This is a genomic window from Pseudoroseomonas ludipueritiae (genome assembly GCF_014490445.1).
GTDB lineage: Bacteria > Pseudomonadota > Alphaproteobacteria > Acetobacterales > Acetobacteraceae > Pseudoroseomonas > Pseudoroseomonas ludipueritiae.
On the sequence record NZ_JACTUZ010000009.1, the window covers coordinates 65,816 to 83,878 of the forward strand.

Consider the following 18,063-nt stretch of genomic DNA (forward strand, 5'->3'; position numbering starts at 1 on the left):
GCATGCCCGTGGCGCGGCCATTGGTGTCGGCAGCCTGGGGGGGATGCGCCAAGCCAGCGGCGTGCCTTCTTCGTCACTGGCTTTCGGCATGGCATCTCCTGTGGATGCCATCGCGGGACAACGCAGGGGTGGGTCATCCGTTCCTAGGGTCACGCAGGGCCGCGAGGGAACCAACATGACCACGAGTTCAACATCCGGCCGCATCCGGGTGAATCGGGCGCCGGTTCTGACCCTCTGGGCCGCCGTGGTCGCTGAGCGCCTGGGGCATCCTCCGGACACGGCGCTGAGCCTCGCCAGCTATGTGGCAGGCACGGCGGCGCGAGCCAAAGCCCGGCGCCTGGGACTGGCCGAGGATGCGGAGCATCGGGACGACACCACCTCCCTCAAACCAAGGGAAGCCATCCGCCTCCTGGGCAAGGAAGTGCCTCTGGTCCACGATGCCGATGGCGAGGTGCTGGCGGATGCCGGTGGCGGCAAGCCCGCCCCTGCGGCACCGATCAAGGCCTATGTCAGCCGGGCCTTCGGCCAGCATCTGCCCGCGGTCAGGGCTGCGATGGAGGAACTGGCGGCTCGTCACGACCCCGAGGAGCTGAACCGGATCGGGTTCAGGCTCTATGAACGCTTCAGGCCGGAGGTACCGGCCGACGTGACGGGGTGGGGCGCGAGGGGCGAACTGAATCTTGAGGCGATACGTCAGGCAGATTCCTAGGCCGGCAGTGACGCAGCAGCATCTGGCCCCCGGGATGGCGAAATCCTGGCTGAGCCAGAGCTGAAAAGCGGGCAGTGGCTGCAAAGCCGCTGGCCTATCCTTCCAGCCGAACCTCCGGCAAGGATTGGGCAACCTCCGCCTCCCGCTCCCGCGGCCAGGCGAAGAAGTTGAAGATATACGGGTCGGAAGCCGAATAGTTCGAAGGGTCCGGGCTCGCCCTTTGCATGGTCGCGTGGTTCAGGGCTGAGGCAGGCCACCACCGGCCGTTCAGGGCGAAGCAGGTGGCATAGTCCAGCGCATCCAGGAAGGCAGGCACCGCCCAGGTTGATCCCCGCCGGTGCCGCTCCTCCAGTTCCAGTGTCAGCACAGGGCGGCACCGCCGGAGCGTGTCACGGGCGCCGCGGAGGACTTCGTACTCGGCGCCCTCCGCATCGACCTTCATCGCTGTCAGATCCCTCAGGCAGTAACTGTCCAGCGTGACGACAGGCACCTGGGTCCGCTCTGCTTCGACATGCTGGCCATAGCCTTCGAAGGTCTTGACCAGGGACGCCCACTGCTCCTGCCGGATACCCTCGACCACCGGCACGGAGAGCGTCAGGCGGCCCGGCGCATCACCCAGCGCCTGCGGGATTGGCGTGACCGTCGTGCTTCCGGCGCAGGCGGCGCGGAGCCGGGCGAAGGCTGCGGGAAGCGGTTCGAAAGCCAGTACATGCGCTCCCGGCAAGCGGCTCAGAGGCAGGGCGAGGAGGCCATCATGCGCGCCGGCATCCACCAGGCTGCCGGGCCGGTGCAAGGCCGTCAGGAAACGCAGCTCGTCCACTGAACCCCTGCCCCGCGCTACCAACTTACCCGATCCAGCCATACAGGCCCTGGCAGCGGCAAGCAAAGCGAAAGGCTTCAAACGACTGATTGCCGTCAACCGCAGGCGTCGCCCAGGATTACCCTGGCGGAACATCGCCAGGACCCGCACAGGCGATGCCGATAGGAAGCACTGCCGAGGAGGGAGCGCGCGGTGACTGACGAGGCGGTGGAGTTCAGCGCCACGCAGCAGGATGCTGGCGATGGCAAGCCTGGAGCGACTGCCACCTTCCCCTATGACCGCATGACCGTGGAGCGCTTCCGCGAGGCATTCCCGAAGGCACGGTGGCGCGAGGACCTGGGAGCCTGGTTCGTGCCGGGCACGCGGGCGGAGCAGCGCCTGACGAAATGGATGGGCCGCGAATGGTCCGGCGTGCTGGCCTATGCCGATCAGCGCGGCCGCGACGCCTTCACCTTTGAACCGATCACGAGCCCCTATTTGGAACTCGCCGATGAACTTCTGGTCCGCACGCCGTATTCCCGGACCGTGATCGCTGCGTTGCGAGAAGTGCCCTGGGCCCGGTGGGACCCGGCATTGAAGGTCTGGCGCGTGCCGTTCCGGTCGTTCGAGGCGTTGAGCAGGCGCTGGCCCGCCATCGAGACCGCCGCCCGCCTGGCCGAGCCCGAGGAGCGCCGGAAGCGCGAGGAGAGCCGCAGGGCCACCCCCGCGCATGCGGACAGGCGGGCCGAGGCCGCCGAGCGGCGCCGGAACCGCTACCCCGTGCCCGAGGATGCGCCACCACCGCTCAACCGGGTGCTGATGACCCATATGGGATGCATGGTCTTCGACGCGGTCACCGGCGAACTTGCCGAGCCCGCGACCGTTGCGCGCTTCTACCCCGGTGTCGCCGCCGGGACGGCCACGCTGATCTGGGCCTCAGGGCGCAGGCCCAGCCATGCGGAGCTGGTCCAGGCCTGGCCCGCACGGACACAGCCTGCCCCGGCCGAGCTGGCGCGCGGCTGGTGGCAGCCGACCATCGAGGTGCTACGGGAGGAACGCCGCAAGGCCGCATCTCTGGAGCGTGCGCGGGAAACGCGTCGGGCCAGGCGCGGCGTTGCGTCATCTTCTGAGCAGAGCAGCTGAATTGCAGTCTCTTGCGGCCGATGCGGCCGGCAACCGGGCCGCCGAGGATCCTGCTGTCGCAACAGCTCCCTTCAAGGGCGCGCGGCCATGCTGAAGGGCAGCACCCGGGCAACAGGTGGCGTCAGCAGCACCGGGTGGGCTTCCAATGCCGTGCGGGCCACGGCCTGGGCCGGGCTGGTCTGCACCAAGCCGCTGACCACTTCCAGCTCCCAGTCGCCGCCCAGGCGGTGGGGGCCGGTACGGTCGTCCGAAGCCGCGACATCGCGCCCCAGCGCGCGGGACAGCGCCGCCACGAAGCGGGCGCCCAGCGCCCCGGCGCCGATCTCGCAGCCCCAGAGCAGCAGGGCCCCACCGGGCGCCATGCCTCCCCGCAGCCGGGCGAGGTCCTCACCGCGCGTGGCCAGGGCCTCGGCATCCAGCATCAGGCTGCCCAGGCGCAGCCGGCCGGGAGCGCCGTGGTCGGCGATATGGATGGCCTGCAGCGGCCCGAGTTCCTCGGCCACCTCCGCCAGTTGCGTCAGTCCGTCCCGCTTCGGGTCCAGCACCAGCACGGCCACGCCGGGCTCGGTGGCGGTCAGCAGATTCGCCCAGCCTTCCAGGCGTGGGTCCAGCACAAGAAGCTGCGTATTTTGCGACATGATGGGCATCCCATTTTGGGTCTTCGTCATCATGCGCTTCTTCTCCTTGCCAAATCGTCAACAGCTACCCCTGCAATCCCGGAGAACGGCCGGGGTTGCGGTAACGGCGTGCAACGGGCATTCGGCGAACCATGCATGACCTTCTTCAGGCCGCCGGTCTCGCGCTGGGCCTGATCCTCGGCGGCGATGCGGAACTGTGGCAGGTGATCCTGCTCTCGCTCCGTGTCTCCGGCACGGCGGCAAGCCTGGCCTTCGTTCTCGGCCTGCCGCTGGCTGCCCTGCTGGTCATGTCCAGGTTCCCGGGGCGGGACCTGCTGCTGCTGCTGGCGAATGCCGCGCTGGGCCTGCCGCCGGTGGTGGTGGGGCTGGTCTGCTACCTGCTGCTCTCGCGCAGCGGGCTGCTGGGCGGGCTGGGCTGGCTCTTCCACCCCGCCGGCATGGTGCTGGCGCAGACCCTGCTGGCCCTGCCCATCGTCGTCGCCCTGGCCAGCCGCATCCTGGCCCCTTTCTGGGCCGAGCACCGCGACGCCCTGCTGATCGACGGCGCCGGCTTCCGGCAATCCCTGCTGGAACTGGCCCGCATGGCGCGGCCGCCTTTGCTGACGGTCTTTCTCGCCGCCTTTGGCCGCGCCATCGCGGAAGTGGGCGCCATTCTGGTCGTCGGCGGCAATATCCGTGGCGAGACGCGCACCATGACCACCGCCATCGCGCTGGAAACTCAGAAGGGCGACCTGCCGCTGGCCCTGGCGCTGGGCGGGCTGCTGCTGCTGCTGTGCCTCGGCGTCAGCACCATGACGCTGCTGCTCGACCGGCGGGCATAGGCTGCCCACACGGCGGCCAAAGCACGCCCGCCTGGCGTGATTTCTCCCCGCCGGGCCCCTCCCCGATCGTTGCGCGGCAAGCTAGGCTCGCCGGCAGAAGTGGGCCACCGGGCCCCGAACGGAGCGTCTTGCCATGATGAACCGCCGCCTGCTGCTGGCTGCCACCGCCGGCGCCATGACCCTGCCCCTCGCCGCTCCGCATGTGGCGCGTGCCCAGGGCATGCCCAAGATCACGATCGGCATGTCCGGCTGGACCGGCTTCGCACCCCTGACGCTGGCTGAGCAGGCCGGGCTGTTCAAGGCCGCCGGCGTGGAGGTCGAGACCAAGTTCGTGCCGCAGCGGGAGCGGAATCTCGCCCTCGCCTCCGGCGCGCTGAACTGCGTCGTCACCACCGTGGACACCATGATCCTCTGGGGCAGCACCATGCCGCTGGTACAGGTGCTGGTACTGGACAAGTCCAGGGGCGGCGATGGCATCGCGGTGCGCCCCAATATCGGTGGCTGGGCGGATGTAAAGGGCAAGACCTTCGCCGTCGATGGCGCCGGCACCACGCCCTATTTCGTGCTGGCCTATATGCTGCGCGAGAACGGCATCCATATCCGCGACGTGAAGACCGCCACCCTGGCGCCGCAGCCCGCGGCCCAGGCCTTCGTGGCCGGGCAGTTCGACGGCTGCTCGACCTACGAGCCCTATCTCTCCTCCATCCGCTCCATGCCCGCCGACAAGGGGCGCATCCTGGCCACCACCAACGACCACCCCTGCGTGGTGGATACCCTGGCCTTCACGCCGGATTTCGTGGCCAAGAACGAGGCCGCCGTGCGCGCCGTGGTGAAGGGCTGGAACGCCGCGCTGGAGATGATCAGGAACGAGCCCGACAAGTCCTTCGAGATCATGGGCAAGCGCGTCAATCAGACCGCTGAGGCCTTCAAGGCCAGCGCCGAGTTCATCGACTGGCAGGATGCGGGGGAGAACAAGGCCTATGTCGCCGGCGGCCTGCAGGAATTCATGGGCAAGGCGCTGGAAGTGCTGAAGGAGAGCGGCGTGGTGCGCAACGCGCCCGATCTCTCGAAGCTCCTGGACACGCGTTTCGTGGCCTGAAGCCTTGGAACCTCTCAAGCCTGTCTCCGCCGGTGCCCGGGTTGTCCTGGGCATCGGCTTCTTCGCCGTGTTCATTGGCCTCTGGGGGCTGGTGACCTATGGCGGCCTCGTGCCGCCGCTCTTCCTGGCCTCTCCCGGGCAGGCGCTGGCCTCGGGCTGGGCGCTCTTCACCGAATACGGTTTCGTTCATGACATCGGCATGACGGTGTGGCGCGTGCTGGGCGGCTTCCTGCTGGCCGCCGTGGTCGCCGTGCCGCTGGGGCTGATGATGGGCTCCTACAAATCGGTGGAAGCCTTTTTCGAACCCTTCATCTCCTTTGCCCGCTACCTGCCGGCCTCGGCCTTCATCCCGTTGCTGATCCTCTGGGCCGGCGTGGGGGAAGCGCAGAAGCTCTCCGTCATCTTCCTGGGCAGCGTCTTCCAGATCGTCATCATGGTGGCCGTCATCGCCGGCGCCACGCGCATCGACCTGGTGGAGGCGGCCTATACGCTGGGGGCGCGCAACAGCGGCATCCTGAAGCGCGTCATCATCCCCGCCGCCGCGCCGCAGGTGATGGAGTCGCTGCGCCTCGTGCTCGGCTGGGCCTGGACCTACGTGATCGTGGCGGAGCTGATCGGCGCCGAAAGCGGCATCGGCCACATGATCATGGACAGCCAGCGGCTGCTGGATACCGGGCAGATGATCTTTGGCATCGTGGTGATCGGGCTGATCGGCCTTGTCACCGACTTCCTCTTCAAGGCGCTCAACCGGCGCCTGTTCCGCTGGGCTTCCCTGTAATGGCGCTGACCATCCGCGGCGTGACCCGCACCTTTCCCGGCCAGGGCAAGGCGGCGCCCACACTGGCCTTGCAGCCGACGGACCTGGATGTCGCGCCGGGCGAATTCGTCTCCATCCTCGGCCCCTCCGGCTGCGGCAAGTCCACGCTGCTGCGCATCGTGGCGGGGCTGGACCGGCCCACGGGCGGCACGGTGTCCCTCGACGGGCGCGCGGTGAAGGGGCCGGGGCCGGAACGGGGCATGGTCTTCCAGTCCTACACGCTGTTTCCCTGGCTGACGGTGCGGCAGAACATCGAGTTCGGACTGCGGGAGCGGAAGCTGCCGGAGGCCGAGATCCGCGAGATCTCCGAGAAGTTCATCGCCCGCACCGGGCTGCGCGGCTTCGAGAACCACTGGCCCCGCCAGCTTTCCGGCGGCATGCAGCAGCGCACCGCCCTGGCCCGCGCCCTGGCCAACGACCCTGCCGTGCTGCTGCTGGACGAGCCCTTCGGCGCGCTGGACCACCAGACGCGGGAGCTGATGCAGGAACTGCTGCTGGAAGTCTGGGCCGCCGACAGCGAAAGCGCGCGCAAGACGGTGCTCTTTGTCACGCATGACATCGACGAGGCCATCTTCCTGGCCAACCGGGTGCTGGTGATGTCGGCCCGCCCCGGCCGCATCAAGGCGGAACTGCCGGTGCCCCTGCCCTATCCGCGTGATTGGACAGTGAAGACCACCCCGGTCTTCGCGGAACTGAAAGCCCGGCTGATGGCCGAGATTCGCGAGGAAGTGCGCAAGGCCGCGCTGGTCTGAGCGCCAAGGCCACTGGACGGCGGGCGGGGCGGCGATCACTGTCCGCCCCGTCATGCCCATTCCCGATACCATCCCCCGCGTCGCGCTGGTCACCGGCGCCGCCCGCCGCCTGGGCCGCGCCAGCGCCCTGGCCCTGGCCGGCGCCGGCTTCGACATCGCCATCCACTACCACGGCAGCGCCGAGGCGGCGGAGGCCACGGCCGAGGAGGTGCGGGCCCTTGGCCGCCGCGCCGCCACCCTGCGCGCCGACCTGGCGCGGGAGGAGGAAACCGCCCGCCTGCTGCCGGAAGCCACGGCGGCGCTGGGGCCGGTGGGGGTGCTGGTGAACAATGCCTCCACCTTTGAGTGCGACGAATGGCACGATGCCACGCGCGAAAGCTGGGACCACCATATCGAGCCCAATCTGCGCGCCCCCTTCGTGCTGATGCAGGCCTTCGCCCGCGCCCTGCCGGAGGAGGCGGAGGGCGCGGTGATCAATATGTTGGACCAGCGGGTCTGGTCCCTCACCCCGCATTTCATGTCCTACAGCGTCGCCAAGGCCGGGCTCTGGGCGCTGACGCAGAGCATGGCGCTGGCGCTCGCGCCGCGCATCCGCGTCAATGGCATCGGGCCCGGCCCCGCCATGCCCAGCCCGAACCAGAGCGCCGAGCATTTTGCCCGGCAGAACGCCAGCGTGCCGCTGGGCCATGGCACCAGCCCGGAGGAAGTGGCCACCGCCGTGCTGGCCATCCTGCGCCTGCCGGCCATGACGGGGCAGATGATCGCGCTGGATGGCGGGCAGCACCTGCAATGGTCGCCCGCCGCCCCCAAGGAGGCGCAGGCATGAGCGGCTTCGCCCCCGATGCCGCCGCCGGGCTGCGCCGCGTCTTCATCCGCCGGCTGGAGGTGCGGGCGCGGCTCGGCATCTACCCGCATGAGGCGGAGCCGCAGCGCGTGCTGATCGACGTGGAACTGCTGGCACGTGATGATGCGGCGCCGCACGGCGTGGGCGCCGACGACTTCTCCCGGGTGGTGGATTACGAGGCCGTGGTACTCGCCGCCCGCGCCGCCGCCGCGGAAGGCCATGTGCTGCTGGCCGAGACCCTGGCCGAGCGAATCGCCCTGGCGGCCCTGGCCGACAGCCGCGTGCAGGCGGCGCGCGTCACGGTAGAAAAGCCCGATATCTTTCCTGACGTTGCGGGTGTGGGGGTCACGGTGGAGCGTTTGCGGGCGCCATAATCCATCCACTGATCGTTGCGAAGCTTGTCCGAGATAGGCGCGGCTGTTGCAGCGGGTTCTCTCCTGACCGAGCTGAGCCCTTGATTTTGCAGGCTTCATTGAAAAAACAATGGGTTATAAAACCTGCTCAAAGCCTGGGCAGCAGCGCGGAAGGCCTTGAAGATCGCCGCTTTCCGGCCGGAAAGACGGGTATGTCCACATGGTTTTCCACAGCTTCGGTGGGAAACTTTGAACTGAGCCCAAGCAGCTTTCAAAGGCTTATGGCGGTGGGCAGCGCACAACGGGTACTCCCCTGGCCCCCATGATGCCGCCCTGCTCAGAAGCTGAGCAATTGGGCCTCCGCCGGCTTACTCACGGGATTGCCCCGGATGCCCCTTCGTATCCACAAACCTGTCCACGAAAATGGTGGATAAAGCCCGTCCGCCGAATGGGCGGCGGGCGGCTGTGGACCCCGGCTGAAAATGGTCACGCTTGCCTCGGCATGCCCCGTATTCTTATCCACGATGATCGTGGACAACGTCTGGCGTGACCTCTGCGTTTCTCACGGGCCTGTGATGACCAAAAGACCTCTTCACTGGAAATCATCCACCGGAAGCTGGCCGCGCCGAAAACCGCTCTGATGTCAATGATGTTCATCCTCTTGACATGATTCAGCCGGAGAAGAATCGGCCAAGTGCTTGTTTTTCCATTGCGCAGCTTGAATGCCCAAATGGCGGGCACCATCCTATGAACGGCGGATGACTGCCGCTTTCACGCTGTTCCCCCGGGTGTCTCCACAGAGTTGTCCACATCTTCGGTGGAAAAGCCGCATTCCCTCGCTGCCCCTTGAGCCCGTCCGGGTCCCATGATTGTTCCCGCCCATGTCGAGCCCTGACGCCCCCCAAGACGAGACCCTCGCCGAGCCGGCGCCGCTGCAAGGCGTGGCGGTGATCGAGGCCGCGCTGCTGCATATGCCCACCGTGCCCGGCGTCTACCGGATGCTCGATGCCAAGGGGGATGCGCTTTACGTCGGCAAGGCGCGCAACCTGAAGAAGCGCGTCTATTCCTATACGCAGATCAACCGGCTGCCGGAGCGGCTGCGGCGCATGGTCGCCGGCACCCGCCGCATGGAGATCGTCACCACCGGCAGCGAGGCCGAGGCGCTTCTGCTGGAAGCCAACCTCATCAAGCGCCTGCGCCCTCGCTTCAACATCCTGCTGCGGGACGACAAATCCTATCCCTGGCTGCTGCTGACCGAGGACCATGATTATCCGATGATCGGCAAGCACCGGGGGGAGAAGCAGAAGGGCGCCAGCTATTTCGGCCCCTTCGCGAGTGTCTGGGCGGTGAACCAGACCATCACCGCCTTGCAGCGCGTCTTCCTGCTGCGCTCCTGCCGCGACACCGTCTTCACGTCCCGCGACCGGCCCTGCCTGCTCTACCAGATCAAGCGCTGCTCGGCGCCCTGCGTGGAGCGGATCAGCAAGGAGGATTATGCCGGGCTGGTGAAGCAGGCCAAGCAGTTCCTTTCGGGCGAGACGCCCACGATCCAGAAGAAGCTGGCCGCCGAGATGGAGCAGGCCGCCGAGGCGCTGGAATTCGAGCGCGCGGCCTCCATCCGCGACCGCATCCGCGGCCTGACGCATGTGCAGGGGCAGAACAGCATCAACCTGGAAGGCGTGGGCGATGCCGATGTGGTGGCGCTGCACCAGGCCGCCGGGCAGAGCTGCGTGCAGGTCTTCTTCTTCCGTGGCGGGCGCAACAACGGCAACCGCTCCTTCTTCCCCTCCCATGCCAAGGACGACGCGGGGCCGGAGGATGTGCTGACCGCCTTCCTGGCCCAGCTTTACGACGACCTGCCGCCGCCGCCGCTGGTGCTGCTCTCCCACAGCCTGCCCGAGGCCGGGCTGATCGCCGAGGCGCTGGCCATCAAGGCCGGGCGCAAGGTGGAGCTGCACGCACCGCAGCGCGGCGAGAAGCGCGTGGCCGTGGAACACGCCGCCACCAATGCGCGGGAAGCCCTGGAGCGCCACCTGGCCGAGGGCACCGCCCAGGCCGCCCTGCTGGACGGCGTGCAGAAGCTGTTTGACCTGCCGGAGGTGCCGAAGCGCATCGAGATCTACGACAACAGCCATATCCAGGGCAGCAATGCCTATGGCGTCATGGTGGTCGCGGGGCCCGAAGGCTTCATGAAGGGCGCCTATCGCAAATACGCCATCCGGGGCGAGACCGGGCTGGTGCGCAATGGCCGCCGCGCCGCGCCGGAAGCCGGGGGCGAGATCATCTCCGCCGATGATGGCGAGGCGGTGGTGCTGCCGGGCATCGGCGAGGGCCGCTCCCCCATCCCCGGCGGGCTTGGCCGGGCGCCGATGGGTGGCGGTTCCCGCGCCGCCAGCGGCGGGGGCGACGATTTCGCCATGATGCGCGAGGTCTTCGAGCGCCGCTTCGGCAAGGCATTGAAGGAAGACCCGGAGCGCGCCGGTGAAGGCTGGCCCGACCTGGTGCTGATCGACGGCGGCGCCGGCCAGCTTTCCGCCGCCCGCGCCATCATGGCGGAGCTGGGGCTGGAGGATCTGCCGATGGTCGCCGTCGCCAAGGGCCCCGACCGCGATGCGGGGCGCGAATGGTTCCACCGTGAAGGCCATGCGCCGATCCAGCTACCGCCGCGCGACCCGGTGCTCTATTACCTGCAAAGGCTGCGGGACGAGGCGCACCGCTTCGCCATCACCACCCATCGCGCCGGCCGCTCCAAGAGCCTGACGCGCTCCGAGCTGGACGAGATCCCCGGCGTCGGCTCCGCCATCAAGCGGCGGCTGCTGAACCATTTCGGCTCGGCGCGCGGGGTGCGGCAGGCCGGATTGAACGACCTGAACAACTGCCCGGGCATCGGCCCGGCCATGGCGACGCGTATCCATGAGCATTTCCACCCTGGCGCGACCGGCCCGAATTCGGCAAAGGGCTGAAGCCAGACCATGAAGGGTGCCGGCTTGCCGACAGATCTGCCCAACCTGCTGACCCTGTCCCGCATCGCGGCCATTCCGCTGCTGGTGATCTTTGCCGCCCTGCGCATGCCCTGGGGGGATGTCGCGGCCTGCGTGATCTTCTCCGCCGCCGCCATCACCGATTACTTTGACGGCAAGATCGCGCGGGACCGCAAGCTGGTTTCCGCCTTCGGCCGCATGCTGGACCCGATCGCGGACAAGCTGCTGGTGGGCGCCGCCCTGATGCTGCTGGCGGGGCTGGAGCGGCTTTCGCCCCTGGGGCTGCTGCCCGCCATCGTGATCCTGCTGCGGGAGATCCTGGTCTCGGGCCTGCGGGAATACCTGGCGGCGCTGTCCATCAGCCTGCCGGTGACGCGCCTGGCCAAGTGGAAGACCGGCTTCCAGATGGGTGCGCTGGGGACGTTGCTGGCCGGCGACACGGCGGCGCGGGTGCTTGGCATCGGTTTCCTGCCCATCGGCATTATAGGTGAGACGATGCTGTGGATCGCCGCGGCGCTGACGCTGGTCACGGGCTGGGATTACCTCCGCGCCGGCCTGCGCCATGCCGAGGCCCAGGATACCGCCCGCGCAGCAAAGCCGCCCGGGCGCCCTTGAGGACCAGGGGGTCCATAGGCATCTTCTGGGTCACGTGAAGCACGAGCAGAGCAGGAGCGGATGATGGGCAAGCCACGGGTAGCGATGCGGATGGTGGCGGTCGGCGCGCTGGCCGCGCTGGCAGCCTGCTCCACCCAGGCGGAAGCGCCGGTGGAAAGCCTCACCGTGGCCCGCGTCATGGGCCAGCCGGTGGATGTGCCGCCGCTGCTGCCGATCGCCGGCAGCGTCTGGCCCAATGAGGAAGCGCCGCGCGGCACCATCGGCAATCCCGATGCCGGCATGCGCCCGGGGGATCAGGCTGCGGTGGGGCAGATACAGCGGTCCCAGGGCCGTGTCGCGGCGCCGGTGGTGCCGGGCCGCGGCAGCAGCACGCCGCCGGACCTGCTGACCCAGCCCGAGCCCACGCCGGCCCTGCGCCAGCCCGATATGCCCCCCTACCCCACAGAGCCCGCGCGGCCCCGCCGCCGCGCCGATGGCCGCGTGATCCCGACGCCGCAGGGCCCGGCGGTCACCACCGGCGGCACCGCCGGCTACAGCACCTACACGAACCCCGGCGGCGGCAGCGGCATCGCCATCCCGCAAGGGGGCACCACCACGCTGCTGGATGCTGACGGAACCGTGCGGCTCGTGCCGACGCCGCGTTGACCATGCGCGTCCTGTATTTCGCCTGGGTGCGCCAGAAGGTCGGCACGGGGTCCGAGGAGGTGTCGCCGCCGCCCGAGGTCGCCGATATCGGCGGCCTGATGGCTTGGCTGGCGGCGCGCAGCCCTGGCCATGCCAGCGCCTTCGCGGACCCGAAGCAGATCCGCGCGGCGGTGAACCAGGAATTCTGCGGGCCGGATGGCCGCGTCGGCCCCGGGGATGAGGTCGCCTTCTTCCCCCCCGTGACGGGCGGCTGAGCCGCCATGGCGACCATCCGCGTGCAGGAAGCTGCCTTCGACCTGGCGGCCGAGACGGCGGCACTGGCCGAGGACCGCGTGGATGTGGGCGGCATCGCCAGCTTCCAGGGCCTCTGCCGCGCCGATGACGGGCTGGCGGCCCTGGTGCTGGAGCACTATCCCGGCATGACGGAAAAGGCCCTGACCGGCATCGTGGCCGAAGCCGAGGCGCGCTGGCCCCTGACCGGCTGCACCGTCATCCACCGCGTCGGCCGCATCCTGCCCGGCGAGCCGATCGTGCTGGTGCTCACCGCCAGCCGCCACCGCACCGCCGCGCTGGAAGCCTGCGCCTTTTTGATCGATTGGCTGAAGACCGGCGCGCCTTTCTGGAAGCGGGAGGAATTCCCCGGTGGCCAGGAGCGCTGGGTGGAAGCCAGGGGCAGCGACGACGAAGCGGCGGCGCGCTGGGGCTGATCGCCCCGCCGCGCGGTCTTTACGTCACCAGTGGCGCGGCGCCCAGCGATGCCCTTGGCAGCCGGCGGGGCCGCATGAAGAGCCGCGTGATCTCCGGATGCGCCTGCTCCACCGCCAGGGTCAGCTCGGCGGCGGCGCGTTCCACCTCCTCGCCCGAAAGGTCGTCGCGGAAGTCGATGGTCAGGGCCAGCAGCACCTCGCGCGGGCCGAGCTGCATGGACAGCATCTCATCCACCGCGGCGACGCGGCGGTCGGCCGCCAGCAGCGCCTTCACCTGCGACAGGGAGCGGCGGGAGGCGCTCTCGCCGGTCAGCAGGCTCAGCGTCTCCCGTGCCAGGAAGCAGGCGGTGGCGACCAGCAGCAGGCCGATGACGATGGAAGCGGCGCCATCCAGCGCCGGCATGTGCAGCAGTTGCGACAGGCCGACACCCAGGAGGGCCACCACCAGCCCGGCCAGGGCCGCCGAATCCTCCAGCAGCACGGCGAAGACGCTGGGGTCCTTGCTGCCCCGGATGGCCTGCCAGAAAGGCTCGCCGGCGTGGGTTTCGCGGAATTCGTGCAGGGCGACGGAGAAGGAATAGCCTTCAAACAGAATGGACAGGCCCAGCACCACGTAATTCACCCAGGCGTCGGTCACCGGTTCCGGGTGCAGCATCTTGTGGATGCCCTCGTAGATCGAGAAGGCACCGCCGAGGGCGAAGATCAGCAGCGCCACCACGAAGGCCCAGAAATACAGCTCCATCCCGTGGCCGAAGGGATGCGAGGCATCGGGCGGCCGGGCGGCGCGCTTCAGCCCCAGCAGCAGCAGCCCCTGGTTGCCGGTATCGACGGTGGAGTGGATGGCCTCGCTGAACATGGCCGAGGAGCCGGTATAGGCGGCGGCGGCGAATTTGGTGACGGCGATGGCGAGGTTGCCCGCCAGCGCCGCGAAAATGACCTTGCGGGAACCGCTGCTCGACATCCGCCCACTCCTCTGCCCGGACCGGGGCAGAACGGGGAGGATTGGCGGCGGTTGCGCCTAGAGCCAGCCGACCTTGCGGAACCGCACGTAGAGCAAGCCGCAGAGCGTCAAGATCATCAGCAGCACGGCGGGGTAGCCGTAGGTCCATGTCAGCTCTGGCATATGCTCGAAATTCATGCCGTAGAGGCCGGCGATGGCGGTGGGCACCGCCAGGATGGCCGCCCAGGCCGCCAGCTTGCGGGTGACGATGCTTTGCTGCTGCTGCTCGATCAGCATGCCGACATCGAAGACCGAGCGCAGCACTTCCCGCAGCCCTCCCACCCGGGCCTCCACGCGCCGCACATGGTCATGCACGTCGCGGAAATAGGGCCGCATCTCCGGGTCCACGCAGGGCAGGTCCAGGTGTTCCAGCTTGGCGCTCATCTCCTGCATCGGGCCCAGCATGCGGCTGAAGCGCATCAGGTGCTGGCGGTGGCGGAAGATGCGGTGGATCTCGTCCTTCTCCAGCGGGCAGTCGAGGGAGCGGCTTTCCAGCGCAAGCACCTCCTCCTCGATCGCGTCGATGATGGGCGCGTAACCGTCCACGATGAAGTCCAGCACGCCGTGCAGCACGAAATCCACGCCGTGCTTCAGCCGCTCCGGCGCGGTTTCCAACTGCTTGCGCAACTCGCTATGCGCGCGGGCGGAGCCATGGCGGACAGTGATGATGAAGTTGTGGCCGACGAAGATCGCCGTCTCGCCGTAGCAGATCTCGTCATTCTCCAGCCGCGCGGTGCGGGCGACGACGAAAAGCTGCTCGCCATAGACTTCCAGCTTCGGCATCTGATGCGCCACCCGCGCATCCTCCACCGCCAGCGGGTGCAGGCCGAAGCGTTCAGCCAGGGTGAGGAGTTCCTCCTCCTCCGGCTCGAACAGCCCGATCCAGACGAACTCGCCTTTCTCCAGCCGCCAGGGTGCCTCGGGCGGCTGGGACGAGTCCGGCACGGCCCGGCCGTTCCGGTAGATCGATGCCGCGACCACGCTCATCCGCCACGCTCCTCCGCTGACGGTGAGTTCAGCCCGCCGCCTGCCGCAACCGCTGCGCCGCCCGCTCCGGGCCGATCAGGGGCAGGAACAGCTTCAGCTCCGGCCCATGTTCCTCGCCTGTGAGAGCGAGGCGCAGAGGCAGGAACAACGCCTTGCCCTTGCGCCCGGATGCAGCGCCAAGCGCCCGGGTCCAGGTGCTCCAGGTGCTCTCGTCCCAGGGCGCGGGCGGCAGGGTATCCAGGGCGGCGCGCAGGAATTCCGCCTGCTCCGGCTGCGCCGGGATTTCTGGCGCGCCGGTGGCGGCCTCGAACCAGTCCCGTGCCTCGGAGATCAGGTCGAGATTGCCGCGCACGGCCAGCCAGAAGGCTTCGTCGGCACCTTCCGGCAGCCGGTCGCGCACCTGCTCGAAGGACAGGCCGTGCAGGTAGCGGCGGTTCAGCGCCAGAAGCTGCGTCGGGTCGAAGCGGGCGGAGGAGCGGGAGAGCTTCTCCAGCGAATAGCCGGCCATCAGTTCCGCCGGCGTGCCCGCCACCGGGTCGGCGGAGGAGCCCAGCGCCGCCAGATAGCCGGCCAGCGCCGCCGGCTCGATCCCGTCGCGCCGCAACTGCCGCAGGCCCATGGAGCCGATGCGCTTGGAAAGCTGGCTGCCATCGGCATCCGTCAGCAGCGGCAGATGGGCGAAGTCGATCCGGCCCGGGCGCATGCCGAGGGCTTCCATGATGTCGATCTGCACGCCGGTATTGGTGACGTGGTCCTCGCCCCGGATGATGCCGGTGACGCCGGTCTCCAGGTCATCCACCACGGAGGTGAAGGTATAAAGGAAGGAGCCATCGGCGCGGATCAGCACGGGGTCCGAGATCGGCGGCAGCTTCACCTGCCGGCGGCCCAGCACGCCATCATGCCATTCCACCGTGCGGGTGGAGAGCTTGAAGCGCCAATAGGGCTTCTTGCCGTTGGCCAGGGCGCGCTCAAGCTGCTCCTGCGTCATCTTCAGGGCGGCGCGGTCATAGACCGGCGGGCGGCCCTGCTTCTGCCGCTGCTCCCGCTTGAAGCGGAGTTCTTCCTCACTTTCCAGGCAGGGGTAGAGGCGGCCGGCCGCCTTCAGCTTCTCGGCGGCGGCCTCGTAGGCGGCCAGCCGGTCCATCTGGCGGAAGCTCTCGTCCCAATCCAGGCCGAGCCAGCGGAGGTCTTCCTCGATCGCCGTCTCGTATTCCGGCTTGGAGCGCTCCACGTCGGTATCGTCGAAGCGGAGAACAAAGGTGCCGCCGGCCTTGCGGGCCACCAGCCAATTGGCCAGGGCGACGCGGGCATTGCCGACATGCAGGTAGCCCGTGGGGCTGGGGGCGAAGCGGAGCTTCATTCCTCGTCTCCTCCCTCGGCGTCGTCTTCGTGCTTGCGGGGGTCCAGCACGCGCCAGTTGCGTTCCTCGGAATCCGTCACGCGCTTGGCGGCGAAGTCACGGATCTCGGCGCCGCTGTTCCAGGCGGCGCTGTCCTTGCCCACCACCTCGGCGTCCTCGCCAAAGGCGAACCAGGCGGCCAGCACTTCCTCGGCGCTCATGCCGGGGGCGCGGCATCGCTCGATGGAATCACGCACGTAGCGGCGGGCGAAGGCATTGGCCTGCACCAGCGTCGGGAAGCCGCGGATGGTTTCCACGGGCTCCGAGCCATTGCCGCCGGAAAGGTCGCGGATGCGGACGGCGAAGCCGCCCTCGGGCGAGAACAGGGTGTCGTCGAAGGAACCGCTCATGGGACGAGGTCAGTGAATCCGTGGAAAAGGGGGTAACGGCGCTCTCGCCCGAAGGCATGGCGGCCGAGCGTCACGCCGGGGGGTGCTTGCCGCCGCTTGTATCCGGCCCGGTCCAGCAAGCGCCAGACCTGCGTGACGGTTGCAGGTTCGAAGCCACGCGCCAGCAGCCGCGCGGCGTCGGGTGCTTCCGCCGTCAGTTCGCGGAGAATGAGGTCCAGGTCCTGCCAGGGCGGCAGGCCATCCGGCGGGGAGCTGGGGCGCTCCAGCAGCCGTGCCGGCATGACCGGCTGCATCGCGTTGCGCCAGCGGGCGAGGCCCAGCACCTCTGTCTGCCAGAGGTCGCGCAGCAAGGCGTAACCGCCGTCCCAGGCCTCGCCATGGCCGAGGGCCAGGCTGCCGCGGTTGCCACCGGCCAACGGCAGCGCGCCGGAAGCCTCCGCCCGCGCCAGCAGCGCGGTGGCGCGGATGCGGCCCTCAGACACCTGCCCCGCCTCGCCCAGCATGGCCTGGAAGCCCGCCAGGGCCGGGGCAGTGGGCAGGTTCTCCACCTTTATGCCCAGCAGTGTGGCGCAGGCGGCGGCATCCTCCAGCCGCTCAGGGCCGGTCCCAGGCGATGGCAGCAGCAGCCCCCGCACCCGCGCCGCGCCCAGCGCATCCACCGCGCAGGCGGCCAGCAGCGCCGAATCCACATCGCCCGCCAGTTCCAGCAGCACGCCGGAGAAGCCGCCCCGCCGCACATGGTCCGCCAGCGCCAGCACCAGGGCGCGCCAGAGCTGTTCCGGCGCGGGCATGGCGGGGGGCAGCGGCTGCGGGGCGCAGGCCCAGCCATCCTCCCCAAGCGCCCAGTCGGTGGGCGTGATGGCCTCGGCGAACATCGGCTGGCGCAGGGCGAGGCTGCGGTCGGCATTCAGCACGAAGCCACCGCCGTCAAAGACCCGCTCCCCCTGCCCGCCCACCTGGCTGGTGAAGGCGAAGGGCAGCCCGGTTTCCACCACCCGCGCCACCGCGAGGTCGATGCGCCGCTCCGGCTCGCCTTCGGTGAAAGGGTCGGCATCCACCGCCAGCAGGATCTCGGCGCCGGATTCGGCCAGGGTTTCCGGCACGGCGGGGTCGCGCCAGTCGCCACCAAGCATCAGGCCGAGCCGCAGGTCCCGGAACACCACCGGCCCCGGCGCCGGGCCGGAGTCGAAGACGCCGTCGGGTGGCGGCAGGTGCCGGGCGCGGCGGGCCAGGACGCGGCCGCCATCCAGCAGGAAGGCGGCGTCGAAGAGCCTGCCGCCTTCCGCCCAGGGGCCGCCCAGGATCAGGCCGGGGCCGCCATCGGCCGTCTCGGCTGCCAGCGCGGCCAGGGTGGCCTCGCAGGTGGCGATGAAGGCGGGGACGCGGGCAAGGTCCCCGGGCGGC

At 69.2% G+C, this 18,063-nt stretch carries 20 protein-coding genes; 13 read left to right on the forward strand and 7 right to left on the reverse strand.

The window, feature by feature from the left end:
* Nucleotides 1–43 precede the first annotated feature (43 nt).
* Nucleotides 44–709, forward strand: a complete 666-nt coding sequence (locus IBL25_RS04605) for a hypothetical protein (RefSeq protein ID WP_238940215.1) — start codon at nucleotides 44–46, stop codon at nucleotides 707–709.
* 94 nt (nucleotides 710–803) lie between these two features.
* Here IBL25_RS04605 and IBL25_RS04610 read toward each other — a convergent pair whose 3' ends face one another.
* Nucleotides 804–1,529: an FkbM family methyltransferase gene (locus tag IBL25_RS04610; protein ID WP_187777380.1), complete on the reverse strand. Its 726-nt coding sequence runs from the start codon at nucleotides 1,527–1,529 to the stop codon at nucleotides 804–806.
* A 192-nt stretch (nucleotides 1,530–1,721) separates the two neighbouring features.
* On the opposite strand from IBL25_RS04610, the gene IBL25_RS04615 reads away from it, so the two are divergent.
* Nucleotides 1,722–2,651 (forward strand): hypothetical protein, encoded by a 930-nt coding sequence (locus IBL25_RS04615; RefSeq protein ID WP_202986682.1) that lies wholly within the window; start codon nucleotides 1,722–1,724, stop codon nucleotides 2,649–2,651.
* 71 nt (nucleotides 2,652–2,722) lie between these two features.
* On the opposite strand, the gene IBL25_RS04620 is transcribed toward IBL25_RS04615, so the two are convergent.
* Nucleotides 2,723–3,289 carry a DUF4347 domain-containing protein gene (locus IBL25_RS04620; protein ID WP_187777381.1) on the reverse strand — a complete coding sequence of 189 codons (567 nt, stop codon included), beginning with the start codon at nucleotides 3,287–3,289 and terminating at the stop codon, nucleotides 2,723–2,725.
* 131 nt (nucleotides 3,290–3,420) lie between these two features.
* On the opposite strand from IBL25_RS04620, the gene IBL25_RS04625 reads away from it, so the two are divergent.
* From IBL25_RS04625 to IBL25_RS04675, 11 genes are all read left to right on the forward strand, one after another.
* Nucleotides 3,421–4,110, forward strand: a complete 690-nt coding sequence (locus tag IBL25_RS04625) for an ABC transporter permease (RefSeq protein WP_187777382.1) — start codon at nucleotides 3,421–3,423, stop codon at nucleotides 4,108–4,110.
* A 133-nt stretch (nucleotides 4,111–4,243) separates the two neighbouring features.
* Nucleotides 4,244–5,209: an ABC transporter substrate-binding protein gene (locus tag IBL25_RS04630; RefSeq protein WP_187777383.1), complete on the forward strand. Its 966-nt coding sequence runs from the start codon at nucleotides 4,244–4,246 to the stop codon at nucleotides 5,207–5,209.
* Between the two features lie 4 nt (nucleotides 5,210–5,213).
* Nucleotides 5,214–5,987 carry an ABC transporter permease gene (locus IBL25_RS04635; protein ID WP_187777384.1) on the forward strand — a complete coding sequence of 258 codons (774 nt, stop codon included), beginning with the start codon at nucleotides 5,214–5,216 and terminating at the stop codon, nucleotides 5,985–5,987.
* Nucleotides 5,987–6,778: an ABC transporter ATP-binding protein gene (locus tag IBL25_RS04640; protein ID WP_187777385.1), complete on the forward strand. Its 792-nt coding sequence runs from the start codon at nucleotides 5,987–5,989 to the stop codon at nucleotides 6,776–6,778. Before IBL25_RS04635 ends, IBL25_RS04640 begins: the two co-directional genes overlap by 1 nt.
* Before the next feature lie 52 nt (nucleotides 6,779–6,830).
* Nucleotides 6,831–7,604 (forward strand): SDR family oxidoreductase, encoded by a 774-nt coding sequence (locus tag IBL25_RS04645; protein ID WP_187777386.1) that lies wholly within the window; start codon nucleotides 6,831–6,833, stop codon nucleotides 7,602–7,604.
* Nucleotides 7,601–7,996, forward strand: a complete 396-nt coding sequence (locus IBL25_RS04650) for a dihydroneopterin aldolase (RefSeq protein WP_187777387.1) — start codon at nucleotides 7,601–7,603, stop codon at nucleotides 7,994–7,996. Before IBL25_RS04645 ends, IBL25_RS04650 begins: the two co-directional genes overlap by 4 nt.
* An 860-nt stretch (nucleotides 7,997–8,856) precedes the next feature.
* Complete coding sequence (uvrC, locus tag IBL25_RS04655; RefSeq protein WP_187777388.1) at nucleotides 8,857–10,938, forward strand: excinuclease ABC subunit UvrC; 2,082 nt, start codon at nucleotides 8,857–8,859, stop codon at nucleotides 10,936–10,938.
* A gap of 24 nt (nucleotides 10,939–10,962) precedes the next feature.
* A complete protein-coding gene (gene pgsA / locus IBL25_RS04660; protein WP_187777389.1) occupies nucleotides 10,963–11,571 on the forward strand; it encodes a CDP-diacylglycerol--glycerol-3-phosphate 3-phosphatidyltransferase in 609 nt (202 codons plus the stop codon).
* Between the two features lie 60 nt (nucleotides 11,572–11,631).
* Complete coding sequence (locus tag IBL25_RS04665; RefSeq protein WP_187777390.1) at nucleotides 11,632–12,216, forward strand: hypothetical protein; 585 nt, start codon at nucleotides 11,632–11,634, stop codon at nucleotides 12,214–12,216.
* A gap of 2 nt (nucleotides 12,217–12,218) precedes the next feature.
* Complete coding sequence (moaD, locus tag IBL25_RS04670) at nucleotides 12,219–12,470, forward strand: molybdopterin converting factor subunit 1 (RefSeq protein ID WP_187777391.1); 252 nt, start codon at nucleotides 12,219–12,221, stop codon at nucleotides 12,468–12,470.
* A 6-nt stretch (nucleotides 12,471–12,476) separates the two neighbouring features.
* Complete coding sequence (locus IBL25_RS04675; RefSeq protein ID WP_187777392.1) at nucleotides 12,477–12,923, forward strand: molybdenum cofactor biosynthesis protein MoaE; 447 nt, start codon at nucleotides 12,477–12,479, stop codon at nucleotides 12,921–12,923.
* Between the two features lie 19 nt (nucleotides 12,924–12,942).
* Here the strand turns inward: IBL25_RS04675 and IBL25_RS04680 are convergent, their stop codons facing one another.
* From IBL25_RS04680 to IBL25_RS04700, 5 genes are all read right to left on the reverse strand, one after another.
* Nucleotides 12,943–13,884, reverse strand: a complete 942-nt coding sequence (locus IBL25_RS04680; RefSeq protein WP_187777393.1) for a cation diffusion facilitator family transporter — start codon at nucleotides 13,882–13,884, stop codon at nucleotides 12,943–12,945.
* A 57-nt stretch (nucleotides 13,885–13,941) separates the two neighbouring features.
* On the reverse strand, nucleotides 13,942–14,910 hold the full coding sequence (locus IBL25_RS04685) for a magnesium and cobalt transport protein CorA (protein WP_187777394.1): 969 nt from the start codon (nucleotides 14,908–14,910) through the stop codon (nucleotides 13,942–13,944).
* Between the two features lie 28 nt (nucleotides 14,911–14,938).
* Nucleotides 14,939–16,270, reverse strand: a complete 1,332-nt coding sequence (gene gltX / locus IBL25_RS04690; protein WP_187777395.1) for a glutamate--tRNA ligase — start codon at nucleotides 16,268–16,270, stop codon at nucleotides 14,939–14,941.
* Complete coding sequence (locus tag IBL25_RS04695; protein ID WP_187777396.1) at nucleotides 16,267–16,659, reverse strand: hypothetical protein; 393 nt, start codon at nucleotides 16,657–16,659, stop codon at nucleotides 16,267–16,269. Before IBL25_RS04695 ends, gltX begins: the two co-directional genes overlap by 4 nt.
* Nucleotides 16,656–18,063 (reverse strand): NAD(+) synthetase (locus IBL25_RS04700; protein ID WP_187777397.1); only part of this gene is annotated, 1,408 nt, incomplete at its 5' end. The genes IBL25_RS04695 and IBL25_RS04700, both read right to left, overlap by 4 nt.

Bases quoted from the DNA above. Each gene is read 5' to 3' on its own strand.
- IBL25_RS04675 (WP_187777392.1), top strand. From the start codon at position 12,477: ATGGCGACCATCCGCGTGCAGGAAGCTGCCTTCGACCTGGCGGCCGAG.
- IBL25_RS04645 (WP_187777386.1), top strand. From the start codon at position 6,831: ATGCCCATTCCCGATACCATCCCCCGCGTCGCGCTGGTCACCGGCGCC.
- IBL25_RS04695 (WP_187777396.1), bottom strand. From the start codon at position 16,659: ATGAGCGGTTCCTTCGACGACACCCTGTTCTCGCCCGAGGGCGGCTTC.
- IBL25_RS04630 (WP_187777383.1), top strand. From the start codon at position 4,244: ATGATGAACCGCCGCCTGCTGCTGGCTGCCACCGCCGGCGCCATGACC.
- IBL25_RS04640 (WP_187777385.1), top strand. From the start codon at position 5,987: ATGGCGCTGACCATCCGCGGCGTGACCCGCACCTTTCCCGGCCAGGGC.
- IBL25_RS04685 (WP_187777394.1), bottom strand. From the start codon at position 14,910: ATGAGCGTGGTCGCGGCATCGATCTACCGGAACGGCCGGGCCGTGCCG.
- IBL25_RS04665 (WP_187777390.1), top strand. From the start codon at position 11,632: ATGATGGGCAAGCCACGGGTAGCGATGCGGATGGTGGCGGTCGGCGCG.
- IBL25_RS04620 (WP_187777381.1), bottom strand. From the start codon at position 3,289: ATGTCGCAAAATACGCAGCTTCTTGTGCTGGACCCACGCCTGGAAGGC.
- moaD (WP_187777391.1), top strand. From the start codon at position 12,219: ATGCGCGTCCTGTATTTCGCCTGGGTGCGCCAGAAGGTCGGCACGGGG.
- uvrC (WP_187777388.1), top strand. From the start codon at position 8,857: ATGTCGAGCCCTGACGCCCCCCAAGACGAGACCCTCGCCGAGCCGGCG.
- IBL25_RS04625 (WP_187777382.1), top strand. From the start codon at position 3,421: ATGCATGACCTTCTTCAGGCCGCCGGTCTCGCGCTGGGCCTGATCCTC.
- gltX (WP_187777395.1), bottom strand. From the start codon at position 16,270: ATGAAGCTCCGCTTCGCCCCCAGCCCCACGGGCTACCTGCATGTCGGC.
- IBL25_RS04650 (WP_187777387.1), top strand. From the start codon at position 7,601: ATGAGCGGCTTCGCCCCCGATGCCGCCGCCGGGCTGCGCCGCGTCTTC.
- IBL25_RS04680 (WP_187777393.1), bottom strand. From the start codon at position 13,884: ATGTCGAGCAGCGGTTCCCGCAAGGTCATTTTCGCGGCGCTGGCGGGC.
- IBL25_RS04605 (WP_238940215.1), top strand. From the start codon at position 44: ATGCGCCAAGCCAGCGGCGTGCCTTCTTCGTCACTGGCTTTCGGCATG.